Annotated in this window: 22 protein-coding genes; 9 read left to right on the top strand and 13 right to left on the bottom strand. The window is 73.5% G+C overall.

The features are described from left to right. The first annotated feature begins 149 nt into the window (after window positions 1–149). Window positions 150–983: a hypothetical protein gene (locus ACGFI9_RS11870; protein WP_393177770.1), complete on the top strand. Its 834-nt coding sequence runs from the start codon at window positions 150–152 to the stop codon at window positions 981–983. Between the two features lie 8 nt (window positions 984–991). Here the strand turns inward: ACGFI9_RS11870 and ACGFI9_RS11875 are convergent, their stop codons facing one another. The 5 genes from ACGFI9_RS11875 to ACGFI9_RS11895 all read right to left on the bottom strand — a co-directional run bounded on the left by ACGFI9_RS11875 (window position 992) and on the right by ACGFI9_RS11895 (window position 5,407). Then, window positions 992–1,528 carry an ATPase gene (locus ACGFI9_RS11875; RefSeq protein ID WP_393177772.1) on the bottom strand — a complete coding sequence of 179 codons (537 nt, stop codon included), beginning with the start codon at window positions 1,526–1,528 and terminating at the stop codon, window positions 992–994. 117 nt (window positions 1,529–1,645) lie between these two features. After that, on the bottom strand, window positions 1,646–2,092 hold the full coding sequence (locus tag ACGFI9_RS11880) for a response regulator (RefSeq protein WP_393177774.1): 447 nt from the start codon (window positions 2,090–2,092) through the stop codon (window positions 1,646–1,648). 75 nt (window positions 2,093–2,167) lie between these two features. Continuing rightward, complete coding sequence (locus ACGFI9_RS11885; RefSeq protein WP_393177776.1) at window positions 2,168–2,512, bottom strand: STAS domain-containing protein; 345 nt, start codon at window positions 2,510–2,512, stop codon at window positions 2,168–2,170. A gap of 88 nt (window positions 2,513–2,600) precedes the next feature. Next, entirely contained in the window at window positions 2,601–3,650 is a 1,050-nt protein-coding gene (locus tag ACGFI9_RS11890) for a B12-binding domain-containing protein (protein WP_393177779.1), read from the bottom strand. Further along, window positions 3,647–5,407 (bottom strand): PP2C family protein-serine/threonine phosphatase, encoded by a 1,761-nt coding sequence (locus ACGFI9_RS11895; protein WP_393177781.1) that lies wholly within the window; start codon window positions 5,405–5,407, stop codon window positions 3,647–3,649. Before ACGFI9_RS11895 ends, ACGFI9_RS11890 begins: the two co-directional genes overlap by 4 nt. A gap of 215 nt (window positions 5,408–5,622) precedes the next feature. Here ACGFI9_RS11895 and ACGFI9_RS11900 point away from each other — a divergent pair, with 215 nt between their 5' ends. After that, the gene (locus tag ACGFI9_RS11900; protein ID WP_393177783.1) at window positions 5,623–5,883 is read left to right on the top strand and encodes a hypothetical protein; all 261 of its coding nucleotides are present in this window, start codon (window positions 5,623–5,625) and stop codon (window positions 5,881–5,883) included. A 70-nt stretch (window positions 5,884–5,953) separates the two neighbouring features. On the opposite strand, the gene ACGFI9_RS11905 is transcribed toward ACGFI9_RS11900, so the two are convergent. After that, entirely contained in the window at window positions 5,954–6,268 is a 315-nt protein-coding gene (locus ACGFI9_RS11905; RefSeq protein WP_393177785.1) for a hypothetical protein, read from the bottom strand. Between the two features lie 186 nt (window positions 6,269–6,454). Here ACGFI9_RS11905 and ACGFI9_RS11910 point away from each other — a divergent pair, with 186 nt between their 5' ends. The 3 genes from ACGFI9_RS11910 to ACGFI9_RS11920 all read left to right on the top strand — a co-directional run bounded on the left by ACGFI9_RS11910 (window position 6,455) and on the right by ACGFI9_RS11920 (window position 9,466). Further along, complete coding sequence (locus ACGFI9_RS11910) at window positions 6,455–7,429, top strand: DUF2267 domain-containing protein (protein WP_393177787.1); 975 nt, start codon at window positions 6,455–6,457, stop codon at window positions 7,427–7,429. A gap of 63 nt (window positions 7,430–7,492) precedes the next feature. Further along, window positions 7,493–8,281 (top strand): spermidine synthase, encoded by a 789-nt coding sequence (locus ACGFI9_RS11915; protein WP_393177789.1) that lies wholly within the window; start codon window positions 7,493–7,495, stop codon window positions 8,279–8,281. Window positions 8,282–8,326: 45 nt separating this feature from the next. Beyond that, window positions 8,327–9,466, top strand: coding sequence for an AI-2E family transporter (locus ACGFI9_RS11920; protein WP_393177791.1), 1,140 nt, complete (start codon window positions 8,327–8,329; stop codon window positions 9,464–9,466). A 9-nt stretch (window positions 9,467–9,475) separates the two neighbouring features. Here ACGFI9_RS11920 and ACGFI9_RS11925 read toward each other — a convergent pair whose 3' ends face one another. Both ACGFI9_RS11925 and ACGFI9_RS11930 read right to left on the bottom strand, forming a co-directional pair. Continuing rightward, window positions 9,476–10,774, bottom strand: a complete 1,299-nt coding sequence (locus tag ACGFI9_RS11925; protein ID WP_393177793.1) for an NAD(P)/FAD-dependent oxidoreductase — start codon at window positions 10,772–10,774, stop codon at window positions 9,476–9,478. A gap of 46 nt (window positions 10,775–10,820) precedes the next feature. Then, window positions 10,821–12,977: a glycogen debranching N-terminal domain-containing protein gene (locus ACGFI9_RS11930; protein WP_393177795.1), complete on the bottom strand. Its 2,157-nt coding sequence runs from the start codon at window positions 12,975–12,977 to the stop codon at window positions 10,821–10,823. 118 nt (window positions 12,978–13,095) lie between these two features. On the opposite strand from ACGFI9_RS11930, the gene ACGFI9_RS11935 reads away from it, so the two are divergent. After that, complete coding sequence (locus ACGFI9_RS11935; protein WP_393177797.1) at window positions 13,096–14,544, top strand: M20/M25/M40 family metallo-hydrolase; 1,449 nt, start codon at window positions 13,096–13,098, stop codon at window positions 14,542–14,544. Between the two features lie 52 nt (window positions 14,545–14,596). Here the strand turns inward: ACGFI9_RS11935 and ACGFI9_RS11940 are convergent, their stop codons facing one another. Then, window positions 14,597–14,785 carry a DUF397 domain-containing protein gene (locus ACGFI9_RS11940; RefSeq protein ID WP_393177799.1) on the bottom strand — a complete coding sequence of 63 codons (189 nt, stop codon included), beginning with the start codon at window positions 14,783–14,785 and terminating at the stop codon, window positions 14,597–14,599. Continuing rightward, window positions 14,772–15,581: a helix-turn-helix transcriptional regulator gene (locus ACGFI9_RS11945; RefSeq protein ID WP_393177801.1), complete on the bottom strand. Its 810-nt coding sequence runs from the start codon at window positions 15,579–15,581 to the stop codon at window positions 14,772–14,774. Before ACGFI9_RS11945 ends, ACGFI9_RS11940 begins: the two co-directional genes overlap by 14 nt. 468 nt (window positions 15,582–16,049) lie before the next feature. On the opposite strand from ACGFI9_RS11945, the gene rpsD reads away from it, so the two are divergent. Both rpsD and ACGFI9_RS11955 read left to right on the top strand, forming a co-directional pair. Beyond that, window positions 16,050–16,664: a 30S ribosomal protein S4 gene (gene rpsD / locus ACGFI9_RS11950; RefSeq protein WP_393177804.1), complete on the top strand. Its 615-nt coding sequence runs from the start codon at window positions 16,050–16,052 to the stop codon at window positions 16,662–16,664. Then, a complete protein-coding gene (locus ACGFI9_RS11955) occupies window positions 16,661–16,819 on the top strand; it encodes a hypothetical protein (RefSeq protein WP_393177806.1) in 159 nt (52 codons plus the stop codon). The genes rpsD and ACGFI9_RS11955 overlap by 4 nt, the downstream gene beginning before the upstream one ends. 48 nt (window positions 16,820–16,867) lie before the next feature. Here the strand turns inward: ACGFI9_RS11955 and ACGFI9_RS11960 are convergent, their stop codons facing one another. The 3 genes from ACGFI9_RS11960 to ACGFI9_RS11970 form a co-directional block, all read right to left on the bottom strand. After that, window positions 16,868–17,401 carry a GNAT family N-acetyltransferase gene (locus ACGFI9_RS11960; protein ID WP_393177808.1) on the bottom strand — a complete coding sequence of 178 codons (534 nt, stop codon included), beginning with the start codon at window positions 17,399–17,401 and terminating at the stop codon, window positions 16,868–16,870. 73 nt (window positions 17,402–17,474) lie between these two features. Further along, window positions 17,475–18,680 carry a NosD domain-containing protein gene (locus tag ACGFI9_RS11965; protein ID WP_393177810.1) on the bottom strand — a complete coding sequence of 402 codons (1,206 nt, stop codon included), beginning with the start codon at window positions 18,678–18,680 and terminating at the stop codon, window positions 17,475–17,477. 111 nt (window positions 18,681–18,791) lie between these two features. Next, window positions 18,792–18,980 carry a hypothetical protein gene (locus ACGFI9_RS11970; RefSeq protein WP_393177812.1) on the bottom strand — a complete coding sequence of 63 codons (189 nt, stop codon included), beginning with the start codon at window positions 18,978–18,980 and terminating at the stop codon, window positions 18,792–18,794. 146 nt (window positions 18,981–19,126) lie between these two features. Here ACGFI9_RS11970 and ACGFI9_RS11975 point away from each other — a divergent pair, with 146 nt between their 5' ends. Further along, complete coding sequence (locus ACGFI9_RS11975; protein WP_393177814.1) at window positions 19,127–20,137, top strand: LacI family DNA-binding transcriptional regulator; 1,011 nt, start codon at window positions 19,127–19,129, stop codon at window positions 20,135–20,137. Window positions 20,138–20,179 lie beyond the last annotated feature (42 nt).

Raw genomic sequence — 20,179 nt, forward strand, 5'->3', positions numbered from 1 at the left:
TGTCGCTCTTTTTCCGATAATTCGGGAAGGAAGAGAAGGCGGCTTTCATGGCCCACCGAGCGTAATGCCGGTGCGGATCATGGCAAATTGTGGCGCATGCCACCAACTACCCCGATGGCAAGCGCCGGGATGCTTTCTAGCCTCGGCGGGTGCATCCCGACGACTCCCCTGAGCAGCAGCCGAGCGAGAAGCCACCCGTTCGCCGTACGATCGACCCCGCATCAGCCGAACGGAGGATCGGCCGGCACCGGGCCCCGGAGCCGCCCCGCCGCCGCCCGTTCGCCTCGGCGCCCGGCCGGATCGCCGTCGCCACCGGCGTGACCTGCTGTCTCGGCCTCATCGGATTCGTCGGCGCCAAGCAGACCGGGCAGCACCACGAGCCCGTCCGCGAGATGATGGCCGACCGGGCGGCCGCCACCGACCGCGCCTCCCGGGACTACGAGCGCACCGCGCCCCCGGTCGCCGTGCCGGTCACCCCGATCCCGGTCGCCACGCCGAGCCCCACCCCCACCAGGCAGGCGACCAGGAAGCCGGTCAAGCCGAAGCACCCCCGCCCGGTCGCCGGCCTGGACCAGCGCCAGATGGACAACGCCAAGGTGATCGTCGACGTCGGCCGGGCCATGAAGATGCCGCGGCCGGCCCTCGTCATCGCGGTGGCGACCGCCATGCAGGAGAGCAACCTCTACAACCTGGCCAGCGACGTGCTGCCCGAGTCCTTCGACTACCCGCACCAGGGCAGCGGCTCCGACCACGACTCGATCGGACTCTTCCAGCAGCGGCCGAGCAGCGGCTGGGGCACGATCGCCCAGATCATGCGCCCGTCGTACGCCGCCCAGGCCTTCTTCTCGGCGCTCAACGAGGTGCCGGGCTGGCAGGACATGAGCCTCACCCAGGCCGCCCAGGCCGTGCAGGTCTCCGCCTTCCCCGACGCGTACGCGCAGCACGAGGACCGCGCGACGACGGTGGTGGCGGCGCTGGTCTGAGCCGGGACTCAGGCGGCGCTGCGCTCGGCCGACCCCGTCCCGCCGTCACCGGCCGTGCCGGCCCCGACCCGGGAGGACGGCACCCCCGCGGCGGCGGTCGGGGTGTCCGCCGGGACCGGTTCGGCCCGTCCCCCGGCCAGGATCTCCTCCACCCGGGCCTCCCGCCGCCGGCGGGCCAGCAGCGCCGCCTCGAAGTCGCGGCGCGCCCGCACCGCCTCGTCGTACGCCTGCTCGCGCACCTGCCGGGCCTCCTCCCGGGCGGCCTCCAGCTCGCTACGGGCCCGGGCCAGCAGCTCGGCGGCCTCCCGCTCCACGACCGCCGCACCGGCCCGGGCGGCGGCGCGGTCGCCCTCGACCGGCGCGGTCCGGCGGCGCAGGAAGTCGCAGAGCAGGGTCGCCTCCTGCCGGATCTGGTCCCACTCCCGGCCGGCGCCGGCGGCGCTCTCCGCGCGCGCCGCGAGCCGGACCAACCGGATCCCCAGCTCGTCCAGGCAGGAATCCACCTGCCGCTGGTCGTAACCGGTCTCAACGACGGAGAACCTCATGCTTGTCGCCCCCCAGGCAGCTGGTGTTACTTCCCCACCTGCCGATCCTCGGGGGTGGCGGTCACGGCCGAGGCGGTTCCCAAAAAATGTTCAGTATCCGGACACCGGAGGAACCGCTCAGGTGTGCTTCGGGAGCACCACCACGCGGCCGAAGAACTCGTCGATGCGGTGCACCACGTCGTTGAAGTCGTCGAGGTCGATCGGCTTCGTCACGTACGCGTTGGCCTGCAAGGTGTAGCTGCCCACGATGTCGGTGTCGGCGTTGGAGGTGGTCAGCACGACGATCGGGATGGTCCGCAGGTCCTCGTCCTGCTTGACCTCTCCCAGCACCTGGCGCCCGTCCATCCGGGGCATGTTCAGGTCGAGCAGGATGACGTCCGGGCGCTTGGCCTCGGTGTGCCGGCCCTCGCGGCGGAGGAACTCCATCGCCTCCTGGCCGTCGTTGACCACGTCGATCACCTTCTCGACGTCGGAGTCCTCGAGGGCCTCCTCGATCATGAGGACGTCCCCCGGGTCGTCGTCCACCACGAGGATGCGAACGGGGCTCGGAGTACGTGGGCCCATGGGGAAACCTGCTTCTGGTCGGGGAGGGCGGATGCAGCCGGAGCGATCAGGCCGCTGGCGGGGAAATCTAGCCGATCAGCGGGCGGACGGCGAGGGTGTGTCCGGGGTGTCCGCCTCGTACCGCAACACCTCGGCGAGCCCGGTCACCTCGAGCACCCGGGCCACCCGGCCGGTCGCCCCGGTGATCCGCAGCCAGCCGCCGTCGGCGGCGGCCGCGTTGTCGCCCCGCACGAAGGCGGCGATCCCGGTCGAGTCGCAGAAGGTCAGCTCGGTGAGGTCGAGGAGGAACTGCCGCTGACCCTCGGCGGCCAGCCGGTCGATGGCGTCGTTGAGCTGCGGAGCGGTGCTCATGTCGAGCTCGCCGGCCAGCCGGAGGCAGGCGCTCCCGTCCCGCTGGGCGTACGTGACGGTCAACGTCACCGTGGTCCCTCTCGCTCCCACCGCAAGCAGGACGCTTGCAGCCCAGCAAGTATACGCAGGTCGCCCGCCGCCGCCGGACCGGCGGCGGTCAGCGGTCCGCCGTGTCCGGGAGTTCGGCGACCCGCACCCGGGCCCGGTCGAGGAAACGCCCCGCCCGGGGGAAGTCCCGCAGCTGCCGTCCATAGTGGTCCAGGGTCAGCCCGACCGCGCCGGCCGGCACGTCACGGCTGGTCAGGATGGTCACCAGCCACTCGACGAACTCGGTGAACAGGGTCTCGTCGTCGACGTAGAGCGCGGCACCCAGGAAGTCGAGAAGGTAGCCGAGGTCGCTGACGGTCGAGTCGAGCTGCGCCGGGGTGTAGTGGCGCACCGACGGCACCCGCTCGCGCAGGTCGGCGAGCGCGCTGTCGATCAGCTCGCCCCGCCGCTTGACCAGGCTGGCGTACTCGTCGTCGGCGAGGTGGTCCAGCCGGTCGGGCGGCGCCGTCCGCAGCGCCCGTTCGTCGGCGACCAGCTCGGCCGCGTGCGGCGCGTCCGGCGCCCACGGCACCCCGAGCACCCGGGCCCACCGGCCGTCGGCGCCGAAGCCGCGCCCGCCGACCACCACCGGCACGTCGGAGCGGCGGCACGCCTCGATCATCCGGTGCGCGTACGGCAGCCGCATCGGCAGCGCGCAGGCCAGGGCGACCACGTCCGCGTCGTACCGGTGCAGGTAGGACACCAGGTGGGCGGCGGGGACGCTGGCCCCGAGGAAGGTCACCTGCCAGCCGCGCAGCCGCAGCACCTCGGCCACCAGGCGGGCCGGCAGCGCGTGCCACTCGCCGTCCATGCACGCCACCACGATCCGCCCACGGGTCGGGCGCGGGCCGACGTACGCGGTGACCGCCGCCACCACCCGCTCGCTGATGTGGGTCGCGGCGTGTTCCTGGGCCACGCTCCAGTCGTTGCGCGCCCACCGCTCCCCGACCTCGGCCTGGGCCGGGGCGACCAGGTCGAGCAGCACCCGCTCGGCCGGCACGCCGGCCTCCAGCAGCCCGATGGCGACCTCGACGGCGGCGTACTCGTCGGCCTCCGCCAGGCACTCCAGGTAGCCCGGGAAGGCGGCGGCGGGGTCCGCCTCCGTGGTCGTCGCGGTCACGCGCGGGCTCCTCTCGGATCCTGGTCCCCGCGGGCCGGAGCCGGCACCGCGTGCAGGTGACGGGCCGACCGGGTGCCCGCGCCGATCGCCCGCAGGGCGAGCACGGCGATGTCGTCGTGGTCGCCGTGGGCCAGCCAGTCACAGGTCACCTGCTCGACCCGCTCGGCCAGCGCCGGGGCCGGCATCCGGTGGCAGCCGGCGACCGCGTTCAGCAGCCGCTCGGTGCCGAACTGCTCGTCGCCGCGCCGGCCGCCCCGGGCCTCGGTCACCCCGTCGCTGTAGAGCAGGCAGGTCTCGCCGAGTTCCAGCCGTACGGTGATCTCGCCGATCCGCGGCTCCGGCACGACCCCGATCAGCATGCCGCTCAGCGGCACCACCTCGACCTCGCCGGACCCGCGCAGCACCAGCGGCGGGAGGTGGCCACCGCCGGCCATGGTCAGGCTGAGGCTGCCGTCGCGGTGCGGACGCACCACACCGAGCACCATGGTGGCGAACCGCCCCTGCCCGTGCGCCTGCGTGGTCTCCAGCAGGGCGTCGTTGAGCAGCTTCAGCAGCCGCCCCGGCTGCGACTCGACCCGGTGCAGCGCCTGGAGGCACTGGCGGAGCTGGCCGGTGAAGACGGCCGCCTCCACGCCCTTGCCGGACACGTCACCGAGGAAGAAGACGGAGCCGCCGTCGGCGAGCCGGTGCGACCCGTAGAAGTCGCCGCCGATGCGCAGCCCGGCCTGCGCCGGCCGGTACGCGGTGCCCCACTGCACCCCGGTGGCCGCCGCCGGCTCGACGGGCAGCAGGCTGGCCTGGAGGGTGTCGGCGACCTCCGCCTGGTCGCGGTAGAGCACCGCGGTGGTCAGCGCCGCGCCGCCCCGCGCCGCGAAGGCGCGGACCAGGTCGAGGTCCGCCTCGTCGTACGAGCGGGCGCAGCGGCGGGCGACCAGCAGCACGCCGGCGGGAGCGTCCCGACCGGGCAGCGGGACCACCCGGGCGGTCGCCTCGGTCGCCGTGAGGCCGGGCAGCCAGCCGGCCTTGACGGCCTGCTCGACCAGCCAGTCCACGGCGTGCGGCTCCGCGCCGGCCAGTCCCTCCTCGATCGAGGCGGGCAGGGCCGTGGCGGCGAGCACCCCGCTGTCCACCGTGGGCGCCTCGTCGGCGTGGGTGGCCCGCCACCAGCGGGCCCGACCGGAGCGGGGGGCCAGCACCAGCACGGCGACGTCGGCCAGGGTGGGCACGGCGAGCCGGACCACCGCGGCGGCGGCCCGATCGGGGTGCAGCGGGTTGCCGAGCTTCTCGCCGACCACGGCCAGGAAGGCCGAGCGGGCCCGCTCGGCCAGTAGCGCGTCGGCGCGGCTGACGCTCTCGGTGACATCCTCGACGTACCAGCAGCGGCGGTCCGCCGACAGCGGCACCGGCCGCACCCGCAGCCGCCGCTCGTGGTGGGTGAACTCCGCGGGTTCCCCGCCGAGGAGAGGGCCGACGCCGGCGGCGGCCAGCACCTGGCCGGGCGCCACCTCGGGAATCAGCCGCTGCGCGACGGGGCTGCGGTGCCGGACCACACCGTCGGCGTCGCAGACGATCAGGCCCTCGCGGAAGTGCTCGACCACCTCGGGCCAGTCCGGAGTGGGGCGGCTGCGGTCCGGGGCCAGCGGCGGCAGCGCGGACGCCGCCGGGGCGTCGGCGGACCGCGCCGCAGCCCGTGGGGTACCCGGCGTGGAGATCCGCCCGTCGCCCGGGTCGAAACCCCTGACGTCGGCAGCAGTCACCAGCTGAGCCCCACTCCTCGTCGATGCCCTCGGTCCACCAGAAACGGTGCGTATGGTCAGATCCCTTCGCCCACCCTACGCCGGTATGCCCGGACCGCCACCCCACGCGGCCTGCGGACCTCGGCGCGACGGCGGGACCGAGCGGTCCGGTTCCGGGGTTGTTACGATCCGGGCGACCCTGCCGGTCCGGCGTGCCGCGGAAAGGCGTGATGGTGGTGTCCCGACGGAGAACGCCCGAGGCGGCGCCGCTGTGCATCTGCGTGGACGGCTCCGACCCCGCGGCGCCGGCCATCAGGGTCGGCGGCGACCTGGCCTTCACCACGGCCGCACCGCTGCGCGCCGAGGTCGACCGGCTGCTCGCTCCGCGCTTTCTCGAGACGATCCTGGACATCACCGGCATCACCGGCCTGCTGGACCGCACCGGGCTGGCCGTGCCGCCGCGCGCCGCCACCGACGACACCCGCGAGGTCGGCTGAGCCGCCCCGGGTCCGGGCAGGGGATGGCCCCCGACCCTGGGACCAGGGGCCGGGGGCCGGGGAGGGTGGCTCAGGCGGCGGGCACGGGTTGGAGCCGCGGTCCGAAGTCGCGCAGCTCGCCCACCGTGGGTGGTTCGGCGTCCTCCGGGGCGCCGGAATCGGGCGTCTGGAAGAGATAACGGACGAAGTTCCCACCCAGCTCGTTGTCGTCCGCTCCGGGCCACTGCCCCACACAGTCGACCCCGACCACCTCTCGGCCGGAGCCGTCGGTCTCCTCCACCAGCGCCCACAGGGTCACCGGGTAGGAGCGGGTGAGCTGGGGGTCGACCTGCCACCGCGCGTACCAGCCGGGGCGAGCGGGGACGATCTCGACGATCCTCTTCATGACGACCTTCCCTTCCGCGTACGCCGGAAGTTTCCCGGTCAATGACGATGGTGGTGCCCGGCCGGGTGAACGCCCCTCACCCCCAGCGAATGAAGCTCGCCGCCCGCCGACACGCCGTTTCCTTCCCAGGAGCGCCGGGAAGGCGACCCGCGCAAGGCGCAACCCGACGAGGAACGAGGTGCGACGATGCGCAAGCAGATGGAGGGCGACAACCAGCGCCGCCGGACCCTCGCCCGTGAGGCCCGGGAACGCGGTCGGCGGCCGAGCGAGACCGGCGCCAGCCTGAGCGCGTCCAAGCAGGTCACCTCGCTGGACCAGCGCGAACGGTCCGGCCCCGCGCCGGCCGGCCGGCACAAGCCGGACACCACGCGCGGCGGTCCCGCGCCGCCCCCGGCGGGTGTGCCGGAGCGGCCGCGCCCGCTGCCGGGCGGGAGCCGAGCACGGGTGACCACGCTGGGCTACCGCGACCTGGTCGACGACGTCAGCCGGCGGGCCGGCGTCGACTTCTCCACCGCGAAGGTGGCGGCGGAGGCGACCGTGCTCGCGCTGGCCTGGGCGCTCGACGAGGCCGAACGCGAACGGTTGCTCGAGGCGGTGCCGGTGAAGCTGCACGACGTGGTGCCGGTGGACGGCATCGAGCGGCGCCAGGACCTGCCCGGCTTCCTGGCCGAGGTGGGCCGGCGCAGCCGCCTCACCCCGGAGCAGGCGCGGTACCAGGCCGAGGCGACGCTCGCCGCGCTGGCCGACGCCGACGGTGAGCTGGTGGAGTCGCTGCGCGTACCGGACGGGTTGCGGGATCTGCTCGCGCCGCCGCCGGAGCCCGGCGGCGGCCTGGTGGGCCCGACGTCCTCCACCGCGCCGCTGTCCGAGCAGGAGCTGCGCGACGCGCTCGCCGGACTGCCGTACTGGTCCAGCGACCGGCAGTCGCTGGTGCGCACGATCGAGCTGCCGGCCGGGAACCTGGACCGGGTGCTCGACCGGCTCGACCTGCTCCGGGTGGAGACCGGACGACGCCCGCTGATCGGCCGTCCGGACCCGGACAGCGCCGTACTCACCGTCCGGACGCAGCAGGTCGACGGGGTGACGGCGCTGGACGTGGACCTCGCCCACCAGGTCGACGACGCGATCGACGAGGCCGGTGCCGGCATGAACGCCGGCTGAGCCACCCGGGCCGGCGGGGACCAGGCCCGCCGGCCCGGCGCGCGGCCGGTAGCGTTGCCCGCCGTGGGGAGCGCGGAGCGCCTGGAGATCGTCGTGGACCGGACCCGGCCGACCGGGCGTACCCTGCTCGCCGCCGGGGTCGAACAGTCCTACGTCGACGTCGCCAACCCGCGTCACCTGCACTTCGAGTACGTCCGGCGGATGGCCGCCGTGGTCGACCTGGCCGCCCCGCCCCGGCTGCCGCTGACCGCGCTGCACCTGGGCGGCGGCGCGCTCACCCTGCCCCGCTGGCTGGCGGCCACCCGCCCCGGTTCCGCTCAGCGGGTCGTGGAGCGGGACCCGGCGGTGGTCGACCTGGTCCGCCGCGAACTGCCCCCGGTGCCGCCCGAGGTGGACGTCACGATCGGAGACGCCCGGGAGGCGGTGACGGAGGCGTCCGCCGGCGCGTACGACCTGGTGCTCGCCGACGTCTACCGGGCGGCCCGGATGCCCCGGCACGTGGCCAGCGTCGAGTTCGTCGCCGAGGTGGCCCGGGTGCTCCGCCCGGACGGTATCTACCTGGTCAACGTCACCGACCTGCCCCCGCTGGTCTTCTCCCGCGCGCAGGTGGCGACGCTGCGCGCCGTCTTCGCCGACGTCTGCCTGGTCACGGACCGGCGGATGCTGCGCGGCCGGCGCTACGGCAACCTGGTGCTCGCCGCCGCCCACCGCCCCGACCGGCTGCCGGTACGCCGCCTGGTCGCCCGCGCCGCCGGGGACCCGGTGCCCGGGGGCGTGCTGCACGGGGCGACCCTGGACGCGTTCGTCGCCGGCGCCCGCCCGGTCACCGACGCCGATCTCGCCGAGCGCTGAGGCGACCGCGCGTTTCCTTCCGTCGTGCCCGGGTAGCCGCGCGGGATGAGCCGCGCCGACGACCGGTCCACCGCCCGGCGGACGCTGGTCGTCATCGGCCTGGTGCTGGCCACCGTGGTGGCGCTGGGACTGGTCTGGGCGACCCGCCGGGTGCTGGTCTGGATCCTGGTCGCGGCGTTCTTCGCGGTGGCCCTGAAGCCACTGGTCGACGGGGTGGAACGCCGGTTCGTCCGGCACCGGGCGCTGGCCACCCTGCTGGTCTTCGTGGCCACCTTCGCGGCGCTCGCCGCGCTGGTCGCAATCATCGTTCTGCCGCTGCTCGACGAGGCGAGCCGCTTCGTGAACCGGGCCCCCGACCTGCTGCGGGAGACCCGGGCCGGCCGCGGCCCGCTCGGCGATTTCCTGGAGCGCTTCCACCTTCAGCGGTACGCCAGCGCCCACGCCGACCAGCTCCAGCGCTACGGGTCCCGGTTGAGCCAGCCCGCCGTCGGGCTGGTCCGAGGCGTCCTGGAGACGGTCGCCGGGACGGTGACGGTGGTGGTCCTGGCCTACCTGATGGTGCTGGAGGCCCCGAAGATCGTGGCCGGCATCCTCGGCCTGGTCGGCGACGGCCCGGCGGAGCGGGTACGCCGGGTCGGCCGGGACTCCTCCCGCACCATCACCGGCTATCTCAGCGGCAACCTGCTGATCAGCGTGATCTGCGGTGGCCTGACCTTCGTGGTGCTGTTCCTGACCGGGGTGCCGTTCGCGGGGGTGATCGCCCTGCTGGTCGCCATCGCCGACCTGATCCCGCTGGTCGGGGCGACCCTCGGCGCGATCATCGCGGCCGGGGGCGGGTTCGTGCACTCCCCCACCACCGGCCTGATCGTGCTGGTCTACTTCGTGGTCTACCAGCAGGTCGAGAACCACCTGCTGCAGCCGCTCATCTATTCCCGCGCGGTCCGGTTGAACCCGCTGACCGTGCTGGTCAGCGTCCTGATCGCGGCCGAGCTGGCCGGTCTGGTGGGTGCGCTGCTCGCCATCCCGGCCGCCGGGATCGGGCAGATCCTGCTGCGCGAGTTCGTCCCGGCGGGCCGCCGGACGTTGCCGCCCCCGGCCCTTGACCCTGGCCGGGGCGGCCACCCGCACGACGCGGCCGGCGGACGGGGCCCCGAGCTCGGGGAACCGCCGCCGGCCGGCGGCTGAGCGCCGGGCTCAGCCGCGCCGCACCACCTCGGGCGACTCGCTCTCCAGCGGTACGGCGTTCCCCGGCACCAGCCCGAGCTGCACCGACGGCCGGGGCAGCGTGGCGTCGAGCACCCAGTCCGCGCCCACCCGGGCCCGGTTCCCCGGCATGGCGAGCAGGTGGTAGCCGCGGGTGACCGCCTTCGCCGGCAGGCCCGCCAGGGACACCTTCAACGGGTTGGCCGCCGCGTCCTTGCCGCCGAGGTCCACCACCCAGCCCAGGTCGTGGTGCTTGTACGGCTTGCGCACGCCCTCCCCGTACGAGGCGGCGATGTTGTGCGCGGCGAGCTTGCCCTGCCGCTGGGCGTGCTGGGCGGTCATCGCGCAGATCTCCCCGGGGCGGGCCAGGTTGGGCACGGCCGCCGCGTCGCCGCAGGCGAACACGTCCGGGTAACCGGGGACGTTGAGGTACTCGTCGACCACCAGCCGGCCCTTCTCGGTCCGCAGGCCCAGCTCGGCCACGAACGGGTCGGGGCGTACCCCGACGCACCAGACGAGGCTGCACGTCGGCACGTACTCGCCGTCGGTGAGCATGACCCCGTCCGGGGTGGCCTCGGAGACCGAGGTGCCCATCCGCACGTCGACCCCGCGCCGGCGCAGCACCCGGTCCGCGGTGGTCGACATCCGCTGGTCCAGTTCGGGCAGCACGCGCGGCGCCACGTCGAGCAGCATCCAGCGCGGCCGGACCTTGAGGTGCGGCCGTTGGGTGAGCAGCCGGTCGGTGAAGAGCTGACCGTGCGCGGCGACCTCGGTGCCGGTGTAGCCGGCGCCCACCACCACGAACGTGGTGCGGGCGCGCTGCTCGGCCGGGTCGTCGGTCAGCTCGGCCAGCTCCATCTGGCGCACCACGTGGTCGTGCAGGTAGAGCGCCTCGGGCAGGCCCCGGAAGCCGTGCGCGTACTCGGTCACCCCGGGGATCGGCAGCAGCTTGTTGACGCTGCCGACGGAGAGCACCAGCCGGTCGTACGCGAGCTGACCCTGGTTCCCCTCCATCGAGCGGTAGCCGACCCAGCGGTTCTGCAGGTCGACCCGGTCCGCCTCGCCGATCACCACCCGGACCCCGTCGAGGGTGCCGGCGAGCGGCACCGCGATCCGGGTCGGCTCGACGACCCCGGCGGCGACCTCGGGCAGCAGCGGCAGGTAGAGGAAGTAGTCGGTCGTGTTCAGCAGGACGATCTCGGCCCGCTTGCCGGCCCGCCGGCTCAACGTCTTCGCCGCGTGGTATCCGGCGAACCCGGCCCCCACGATCACCACACGAGGTTTCGTCATGCCCGCTGCCGTTCCCGTCGACACGCCCGACAAACGTGGGGATGGGTCACTCCGTGGCGAGCCGGACGTATCCCTCCGAGCCGACGGCCTCGATGTCCCAGCGCCGGTCGTACGCCCGGACGCCGCTGAGGTGGATCCGGCCGACCTCGGGCGGCACCGCCGGGTCGACGACCAGCCGGCCGTCGACCGGCTGGAGCCCCAGCATGGCTCGGATCAGGTTCAGCGGAGCGCCGGACGCCCAGGCCTGCGGGCTGCACGCGGTCGGGTACGGGACGGCGAAGAGGGTCCGCTCGCGTTCGTACCCGGCCATCGCCTCCGGCAGCCGGTCGCCGAACTCGCCGGCGGCGTCCAGCAGCGCGAGGGCCACCCGGTTGGCCTCGTCACGGAAGCCGTAGCGGGCCAGCCCCAGCACGCTGATCGAGGTGTCGTGCGGCCAGACCGTGCCGAGGTGGTATCCGACCGGGTTGTACGGCGCGTCCGCCCGGGAAAGGGTCCGGATCCCCCACCCGCTGAACATGTCGTCGGAGAGCAGGTGCCGGGCGAGCCCGGCGGCCCGTTCCTGCGGAACGATGCCGCTCCACAGCAGGTGCCCCAGGTTGGACGTCATGGAGTCGATCCGGTTCTTGTCACCGTCGAGGCCGACGGCGTAGTAGCCGCCCCGCCCCTCGACCCAGAAGTCCCGGTTGAACGACTCGCGCAGCCGGTACGCGTCGGTACGCAGCCGGTCCGCGAGCTCCGGGTCGCCCAGCGGGCCGTCGGCGAGCTCGGCCAGGCGCAGCTTGGCGTCGTACGTGTAACCCTGGATCTCGCAGGTGGCGATCGGCAGCACCGGCATCCGGCCGTCGGCGAAGCGCACCCCGTCCCAGGAGTCCCGCCAGCACTGGTTGCCCAGCCCCTCCGGTGAGCGGGTGCCGTACTCCACGTAGCCGTCGCCGTCCCGGTCGCCGTACCGGTCGATCCAGTGCAACGCCGCCAGCGCGTTGTCCCGCAGCGACCGGACCAGCTCGTCGTCCCGGGTCCAGCGCCAGTACTCGGACAGCAGGATGAGCCAGAGCTGGGTGGCGTCGGCCGTGCCGTAGTACGGGTTGTACGGCATGAGTCCCTGCCGGGTCAGCTCGCCGAAGCGGACCTCGTGCAGGATCTTGCCGGGCTCCTCGTCGGTGAAGTCCTCGCACTGCCGGCCCTGATGATGGGCGAGCGAGAGCAGGGTCCCCCGGGCCAGCCGGGGCCCGAAGGTGAGCGCCTGGTACGCGGTGATCAGGGTGTCCCGCCCGAAGAGCGTGAGGAACCAGGGCATGCCGGCGGCCGGCAGGCTGATCCGCTCCTCGCCCAGCGTCATCTCCATCCGCAGCGCGGACATGTCCGCCCGGGTCTGCGCGGTCGCCCGCTCCAGCACCTGGTGGTCGCTGGTCAGCTGGGCCGCGCCGGCCAGCCACCGGGCCGCCGGATCCTCCACCCGGTGGTGGAAGATGTCCGCGATGTCACCCCGGACCCCCTTGGTCACCCCCATCCCCGCCGACACCGGCACGTCGAGGTCCACCCGCCAGGACTCGCGGGGGCCGAGTTCGACCTCCCAGACGAGGTGATCACCCTCCAGTCGCTGCGGTGAGCGGGTCGACCGGACCGAGGCGTCCGCGGTGAACCCGTCGTGCTCGTAGTGGAACAGCAACAGCGAGCCGTCCGGGGCGTGGCGACGCTGGATCCACGCCGACCGGTCCCGCACGTGCGTCTTGACCTCAAGGATGTCGGCGAAGTCGTTGCCGACCTCGAGTCGCAGCGCGAACCGCACCCGCTGCGGGGCGAAGGAGATGAGTTCGATCCGCTCGTGCAACCCCTCACTCAGATAGCGCAGCCGCCGGACACCGACGGTGTTCGTCGGCAGGTCGGGCAACGCAGGGTTGGTCAGGAAGAACTGCGCCGAGTAATGGTCGACCACGCTCGAGCGCAGCACGAGCAGGCGTTGGCCGTCGATGGTGAGCACCCAGTGGTTGAGCAGACGGGTGTCCCGGTGGACCAGGCCGCCGATGGTCCCGGCGGGCACGTCGCCGACCGGATCCGAGTACATGAAGGTCGCGCCGCTGACCAGGGCGATCGCGTCCGGGCCCAGTTCCGGCGGAAGGGCGCGGGCCTGGGCCCCGGGGCGGGTCGGGTCCTGCGGCTTGTCCGGCGTGGGATTGGCCGGAGTGGCTCGGACCTGCTCCATACCGCCGAGGCTAGGGCGAGGCGGGTGACCCGTCCTCACCCGATCCGGATGAACCGCACGCCATCATCCACCTCGGCCTATATGGACAAATCCCATCGACAGGAGTGAGGATGCCCGGATGGGTACCCATGAGACCGCCGGCAATCCGCCCACGAGGTCGACCCGGCGCACTTTCCTGACCGCCTCCGCCGCGGCCACCGCCGCCACCATCGCCGCTCCCCTGGCCGCCGCCCCGGCCGCCGCCGAAGAGGCGGTCGCGCCGCCCGGCCCCGGCCACCCGGTCCGGCCGCAGCCGCCGGACCCCGAGCTGTACGCGCTGCTGCGCGAGATCGACCGGGACCGGATCGAGGCCACCGTGCGCCGGCTGGCCGCGTTCGGCACCCGGCACACCCTGTCCAGCCAGGACGACCCGGTCCGGGGCATCGGCGCCGCCCGGGACTGGATCTTCGCGCAACTCTCCGGGTACGCCGCCGCCTCCGGCGGCCGGATGACGGTGGAGCTGCAGTCGTACGTCCAGCAGCCCGCCTCCCGGATCCCCACTCCCACCAGGATCACCAACGTGGTGGCCACCCTGCGGGGTGACTCCGCGCCGAACCGGGTCTACGTCATCACCGGCCACTACGACTCCCGCTGCACCGACGTGATGGACGGGGTCAGCGACGCTCCGGGCGCCGACGACGACGCCTCCGGCGTGGCGGTGGTCATGGAGCTGGCCCGGGTGCTGGCCACCCGGGGCACCGAGGCCACCATCGTGCTGGCCGCCGTCGCCGGCGAGGAGCAGGGTCTGTACGGCTCGGCCTACCTGGCCAAGCAGCTGAAGGCGGCCGGCGTCGACGTGCAGGGCATGTTCAGCAACGACATCGTCGGCAGCAGCACCGCCGACGACGGCACCCGCGACCCGCGGAGCGTCCGACTGTTCGCCGAGGGCGTGCCCACGTCCGAGACCCCCGCCGAGGCCAGCACCCGGCAGTCGGTCGGCGGCGAGAACGACTCGCCGTCCCGGCAGCTCGCCCGCTTCGTCCGCGACGTGGCGGAGAACGGGGCGACCGGGATGGGGGTACGGGTGATCTACCGGCGGGACCGCTACCTGCGCGGCAGCGACCACATCTCGTTCCTGCGGGAGGGCTGGCCGGCCGGGCGGTTCACCGAACCGAACGAGGACTTCGCCCACCAGCACCAGGACGTCCGGGTGGTCGACGGCGTCCAGTACGGCGACCTGCCGGAGTTCTGCGACTTCGACTACATCACCCGGGTGGCCCGGGTGAACGGGGCGACACTCTGGTCGCTGGCCCAGGCGCCCGGCACGCCCAAGGGCGTCACCGTGGTGACCACCAACCTGACCAACGACACCACGCTGCGCTGGCAGCGCGGGAGCGAGCCGGATCTGGCCGGCTACGAGGTGGTGTGGCGGGAGACCACCGCCGCCGAGTGGCAGAAGGTGCTCCCGGTCGGCGACGTCACCGAGGTGACCATCGACCTGTCCAAGGACAACGTCTTCTTCGGCGTACGGGCGGTGGACCGGGACGGGCACCGCAGCCCGGTGGCCTTCCCGAAGCCCGGCAGCTGACCACCCGTCACGGGCCCGCCGGCGTCGCCGCCGGCGGGCCCGTCGGGTCGCGTCAGGAGCGCCTGGCGAACCCGACGAACGACCGCCACGCGGCCGGCGGGAACGCCAGCACCGGACCGGCGGGGTCCTTGCTGTCGCGGACGGCGACCACGCCGGGCAGGTTGTCCGCCACCTCCACGCAGTTGCCGCCGCTGGCTCCGCTGCGGCTGGACTTGCGCCACTGGGCGTTACTGAGGTCCATGTTGGCTCTGCACTTCCTTCATCAGGTCGCTGGACTGCCGGCGCGGCAGCGCTTCGTTCCGCACACCCTCCCACCGCGCCAGGAGAGCGGCCACCCCATCCTCCCGGTCCACCACGACGCCGCCAAGCTGATTCTCCAGGTGCCCCACCCAGCCGCCGTCGGCCGAGCGGGCCAGGGCGAACGGCCCCGACGAGCCGATGTGCAGGCTGGTCGCCGCCGGGATGACGTGGATGTGGACGTGGGGCTGCTCGGCCAGGGCGATCAGATGGGCGACCTGCTCGGCCATGATGCCGCTGAGGCCGTCGCTGGTCTGCCGCAGCGTCCGCTCGTCGAGGACCACAAAGACCTGCGGCGGATTGTCGGCGGTGAGGATCGCCTGCCGCTCCAAGCGGGCGGCCACGCGCCGGTCGACCTCGTCGCTCGACAGCGTGTCGTCGGTACGCAGCACGGCACGGGCGTAGTTCTCCGCCTGGAGCAGGCCGGGGATCAGGACCGGCTCGAAGAGCCGGAGCTGGCGGGCGGCGCGCTCCGCCTCCAGCCAGGGCCGGAACCAGACCGGCTCCCCGTCGCGCTCGGCCAGCTTCAACAGGGACACGAGCAGCCCGCCCGTCTGCAACACCTCATCCGCTCGGGCCAGGAACGACTTGTCGAGCGGGCGCTGCCCCAGCTCCACGGCGGACACCTGCGAGCCCGAGTTGTGGACCCGCTTGCCGAACTCCTCCTGGCTCATGCCGGCGGCAATGCGCAGCCGGCGTAGCTGGGCCCGGACCAGGTCAACCGTCGACTCGCCTGCCACATCCCCTCCACCACGTCCCTGGCGTTTCCGTGCCAGCGCAACCGTCCCGGCGACGCCGGCCCTGTCGGCACCTCCGGACAGTAGTGCCCTCCTCACCGGACTGTCACGTGTGGACGCCCGATCAACGGGCCGGCGTGGCGCTGCCGTGGCGGCCCGCCCACCCGGCGCTTCTCCTTCGCCGCCTTTGGAGCTGACATCAGAAACGACTCACCCGTGCTGGTGGCCGTGGGTGGTCGACGCTGCCACGGCCGTACGGGCTGGGCCGGGGCGGGGTCCGCCGACGGGCGGGGCGGCGGGTGAGTCGTGTGCGATATCAACTCCACAGGCGCGCGCACCGCTGCTGGCCGACCGGCGGCCGGGAGCGGCGCACGGCACAGGCCGCGGGCCGGTCATCCGGACCGGGTGAGGCCGCCTCACCCGGCGGCGACGGAGGGTGGTGGGACCGCGAGAGCCGAGGGAGGAAACGACATGGCGGTCCGGACCAGCGTACGTCCCGCGCCCGACGACGTGTTCCCACTGCACCCCGCGTACGGCTACCGGATGCGGCGGCAACGGCATCCGGTGGGCGTACGCGGCGGGCCGCGGCCGGCCCCCGGCGGACCCTGGTTGGACGACAGCGCCCGGCACCAGGTGCGCGCCCGCTACGAACTGCGGGACCGGCAGCTGGCCCGGGCCCTGGTGGGGGCCGTCAGCCAGCCCGGTGACTCGGCGGAGAACCTGGTCGGCCAACTGGAGCAACGGATGGACGCGCTGGTGCACCGCGCCGGCTTCGCCCGCTCCATCAACGAGGCCCGGGACCTGGTCGCCCACAACACGTTCACGGTGGACGGTGGCAAGGTCAACCGGTCCTCGTACCTGGTCCGCCCCGGGCAGACCATCCAGATCCGGCCGGACCGGCAGTGCCGCGCCCCGATGGCGGTCGCGGTGGCCAACCGCGCCGAGGGCGACGTCCCGCCGCCGTACCTGGAGGTGCGGCCGGACCGCGGCACCGCGACGCTGACCCGGGAGCCGCAACGACAGGAGGTGCCGGCGCTGCGGGACGTCCCGCTCGCCGTCCAGTCGATCGGAGGGAACCCGCTGTGAGCATGCTGCCGACCGATCAACGCGTGGCCAACTACCACCAGCAGCGGGGCAGCCCGCGGCTCACGCCCCGGCAGCGCCGGCGCGTCGACCACAAGGCGTCGAAGATGCAGCGGCTGACCGGGCAGCGCCCGCCGGCCCGGGAGCCCCGACGCTGAGTCGACCACAGCGGTGGCGGTCGCCGTCCGGCGGCCGCCACCGGGCGCTCAGCCCTGCCCGGGCTCCGACGCGGTGATCGCCCAGCGTTCGTGGTCCCGCCACGCGCCGTCGATGAACAGGTAGTCCGGGGAGAAGCCCTCCAGCCGGAAGCCGAGCCGCTTCGCCAGCCGCTTGGATGGCTCGTTGCCGGGCTGGATGTTCGCCTCCAGCCGGTGCAGCCCGAGCGCGGTGAAGGCGTGCTCGATCACCAGCCGGACGCCGGCCGACGCGTGCCCGGTGCCCGCGTACGGCAGGAAGGCCGCGTAGCCGAGGTAGCCGCCGCGCAGCGCCCCCATCACGACCCCGCTGATGTTGGCGTACCCGGCGATCGCACCGGTGGCCTGGTCGCAGAAGAGGTACCCGGCGCCGTCGCGCCGCCGGGTCTTGCGCAGGTACGCGGCGTACTGCTCCGGGTCGTCCGGGGCGGCGAGCCAGGGGTGGTGCAGTTCCCGGCTGCGCCGGGCGGCGGCGATGAACTCGGCCTCGTCGGCGGGTCGGGGACGGCGGATGCCGACCCGGCCGTCGGCACGCAGGTATCTCACGGTGGGTAACTCTCGACCACCGAGCGGCCCGCTGTCCAACCGGGGTCGGGTCAGCGCCGCGCCCGTGCGCCGGTCATGGCGTCGGCCGGATGGTGCAGTTGGAGGTGTACGCCTGCACCTGATCGAGGCGCCCACTGTCCAGCACCTTCGTGCCGGTGGTGGAGGCGTCCAGCACGACGTTCTTCGCCGGCACGTTGCTGACCACGTGGTTGGTGGCGATGACGTTGTCGGCGCCGGAGGCCACCAGGATCATGGTCGGCGTGGCCCCGGCCGGGGTGATCTTCGCCGGGTCGACGGACCAGGCGATCAGGTTGCCGGTCACCAGGTTGTTGTCGCCGCGGAGCTGGATCACCCCGAACAGGTCGTCCCGGCCGTTGCCGTACGGCTGCATCGGCCCCCACGGCTCCGCCTCCCGGCGGAGGTGGTTGCCGCTGACCAGGTTCTCCTTGTTCAGCCCCTCGAACACGATCATCCCCGGGTAGAAGCCGTGCAGCCGGTTCGCGGTGATCGACGAGCGGTTGGTGTTCTTGACCTGGATGGCGCTCTTCCCGCGCGGGAAGATGTTGTTCGCGGTGACCAGGAGGCCCTCGTGCCCCTCCGCGAAGATCGAGTAGCCGACGTAGCCGGCGCCGATCAGGTTGTCGGTGACCTTGGACGCCTGGCCGGAGCCGATCAGCTCGACGCAGTTGCCGCACTCGGCGATGAAGTTGCCGCTCACGCTGAGCGCGTCGGCGTTGCGGATCACCAGGGCCCGCTCCAGGTAGGCGAAGCCCATCCGCTCGACCCGGAAGGCGTCGTTGTCGGTGTCGACCAGGATGCCGACCTTGCCGTTGCGGTACGAGTTCTGGTTGGTGGTGAAGGCGACCCCGTCCAGGCAGAAGTTCTCGAAGACCACCGAGCTGAGCCGGGGGTTGCCGGTCCGTGCCACCCGGAACGCCTCGGCGTTGCCGTCGGTGTTCTCCACCCGGACCCGGCTCCCGCCGGGCCAGATCTCCCACCAGGTCGAGGTGTCCCCGGAGTTGTACCGAATGCTGGAGGAGGTGAAGCCGTGCCCGGAACCCTTGATGGTCAGGTAGCTGACGTCCACGTTGACCCGGGTCTTCAGCGGATAGTCGCCGGGCGGCAGGTAGATCACCGCGCCGGGCTTGCTCGCCTGGTTGGGTTGGCTGGCCTTGATGTCGGCGATGATGCTGTTGATCACCGCGCCGACGTCGGTGTAGCAGGTGACGGCGGGGTTGCCGGGCACGGTCCAGGTGGTCACGTCGTACACGGTGGACATGGGACTCCCTCGGTGGTGGGGGCGACGATCCGCGCGATCATGGAGTTGGCGGCGACGAAAGGGATGAATTGCCCGGCCGACCACATGATCGACGGCGCTTGCCGGAGGCGGTCAGAGGACGCCGATCAGGTGGGCGTGGGTGCGGGGGCGCGGGGCGGAGAGGGTGGCGGGCGTCCGGGCCGGCGGGCGGCCCGGGGCGGCCGCTCGCGCCGGGTCGGCGGCGAGGGCCGCGGGAACGGCAGCCGCGCCGAGGCAGAGGGCCCGCAGCAGGGTACGGCGGGGCAGGCGACGTGCGGTCATGGAACTCTCCTGTGCTGGGGTGCCGGCACGGGCCGGGACGGTCGGGGAGAGTGGCGAAACAACCGGGCAACCGGTCGTTAACACGTGTTAGTACTCCGCCCGCCGACCGCTGTCAAGACAGCGACCGCGACCGATAGGCTCGGCCGGTGACCCGCGAACGCCCGGCCCGACCCTCTCAGCGGGACGTCGCCCGGCTGGCCGGCGTGTCGCGCACGACGGTCTCCTTCGTGGTCAACGGGGTCACCGACGTCGCCATCTCGGCGGCCACCCGGGCCCGGGTCTGGGCGGCGGTGGAGCAGCTCGGCTTCCGGCCGAACGAGCTGGCCCGGGGCCTGCGCTCCAGCCGCAGCGGGGTGCTCGGCCTGGTGACCAGCGCGATCGCCACCACGCCGTACGCGGTGGGGATCATCAAGGGGGCGCAGGAGGCCGCCACCCGGCACGGCCGGACCCTGCTGATCGTGGACACCGACGGCGCCGGGGAGCCCATGCTGGAGACCGCCGCCGGGATGACCCGTTGGCAGGCCGAGGGGCTGATCCTGGCCACCGACCACCACCGGTCGTTGACCCTCGCCGGGGACCTGACCGGACTGCCGCCGGCCGTCCTGGTCAACTGCGTCGACGCGGACGGCCGGCTGCCGGCGGTGGTGCCCGACGAGCGGCAGGGCGGCCGGCTCGCCACCGACACCCTGATCGAGGCCGGCCACACCCGGATCGGCCTGGTCAACGGGCCGCCCGACTACCCGGCCTCGGCCGGCCGGCTGGCCGGCTGGCGGGACGCGCACACGGCTGCCGGCCTCGCCGTCGACGAACGCCTCGTGCGCGCCGGGGACTGGTGGCAGGAGTCCGGCCACGCCCAGGCCGCCGCTCTGCTGGACCTGCCCGACCCGCCCACCGCCCTGTTCTGCGCCAACGACTGGATGGCGATGGGCGCGTACGACCTGCTGCGCGAGCGCGGGCTGCGGATCCCGGAGGACGTGGCGGTGGTCGGATTCGACAACCGCGAGGAGATCGCCGCGCACCTCCGGCCGGCCCTGACCACGGTCGCCCTGCCGTACCGGGAGATGGGCCGGCGCGCCGTCGAACACCTGGTCACGGGCACCGTCCCGGACGGCGTGGAAGCACTCCCCTGCCCGCTGGTCCGCCGCGCCTCCGCCTGACTCGCCGCCACCCCGGTCAGCTTTTACCGATCCGACACTTGA

Source organism: Micromonospora sp. NPDC048930 (genome assembly GCF_043197935.1).
In the GTDB taxonomy this organism is placed as follows: Bacteria; Actinomycetota; Actinomycetes; order Mycobacteriales; family Micromonosporaceae; genus Micromonospora.

Coding starts and splice junctions, on each gene's coding strand:
- ACGFI9_RS11875 (WP_393177772.1), bottom strand. CDS start 1,528: ATGAGGTTCTCCGTCGTTGAGACCGGTTACGACCAGCGGCAGGTGGAT.
- ACGFI9_RS11880 (WP_393177774.1), bottom strand. CDS start 2,092: ATGGGCCCACGTACTCCGAGCCCCGTTCGCATCCTCGTGGTGGACGAC.
- ACGFI9_RS11905 (WP_393177785.1), bottom strand. CDS start 6,268: ATGAAGAGGATCGTCGAGATCGTCCCCGCTCGCCCCGGCTGGTACGCG.
- ACGFI9_RS11910 (WP_393177787.1), top strand. CDS start 6,455: ATGCGCAAGCAGATGGAGGGCGACAACCAGCGCCGCCGGACCCTCGCC.
- ACGFI9_RS11920 (WP_393177791.1), top strand. CDS start 8,327: ATGAGCCGCGCCGACGACCGGTCCACCGCCCGGCGGACGCTGGTCGTC.
- ACGFI9_RS11925 (WP_393177793.1), bottom strand. CDS start 10,774: ATGACGAAACCTCGTGTGGTGATCGTGGGGGCCGGGTTCGCCGGATAC.
- ACGFI9_RS11930 (WP_393177795.1), bottom strand. CDS start 12,977: ATGGAGCAGGTCCGAGCCACTCCGGCCAATCCCACGCCGGACAAGCCG.
- ACGFI9_RS11935 (WP_393177797.1), top strand. CDS start 13,096: ATGGGTACCCATGAGACCGCCGGCAATCCGCCCACGAGGTCGACCCGG.
- ACGFI9_RS11940 (WP_393177799.1), bottom strand. CDS start 14,785: ATGGACCTCAGTAACGCCCAGTGGCGCAAGTCCAGCCGCAGCGGAGCC.
- rpsD (WP_393177804.1), top strand. CDS start 16,050: ATGGCGGTCCGGACCAGCGTACGTCCCGCGCCCGACGACGTGTTCCCA.
- ACGFI9_RS11965 (WP_393177810.1), bottom strand. CDS start 18,680: ATGTCCACCGTGTACGACGTGACCACCTGGACCGTGCCCGGCAACCCC.
- ACGFI9_RS11970 (WP_393177812.1), bottom strand. CDS start 18,980: ATGACCGCACGTCGCCTGCCCCGCCGTACCCTGCTGCGGGCCCTCTGC.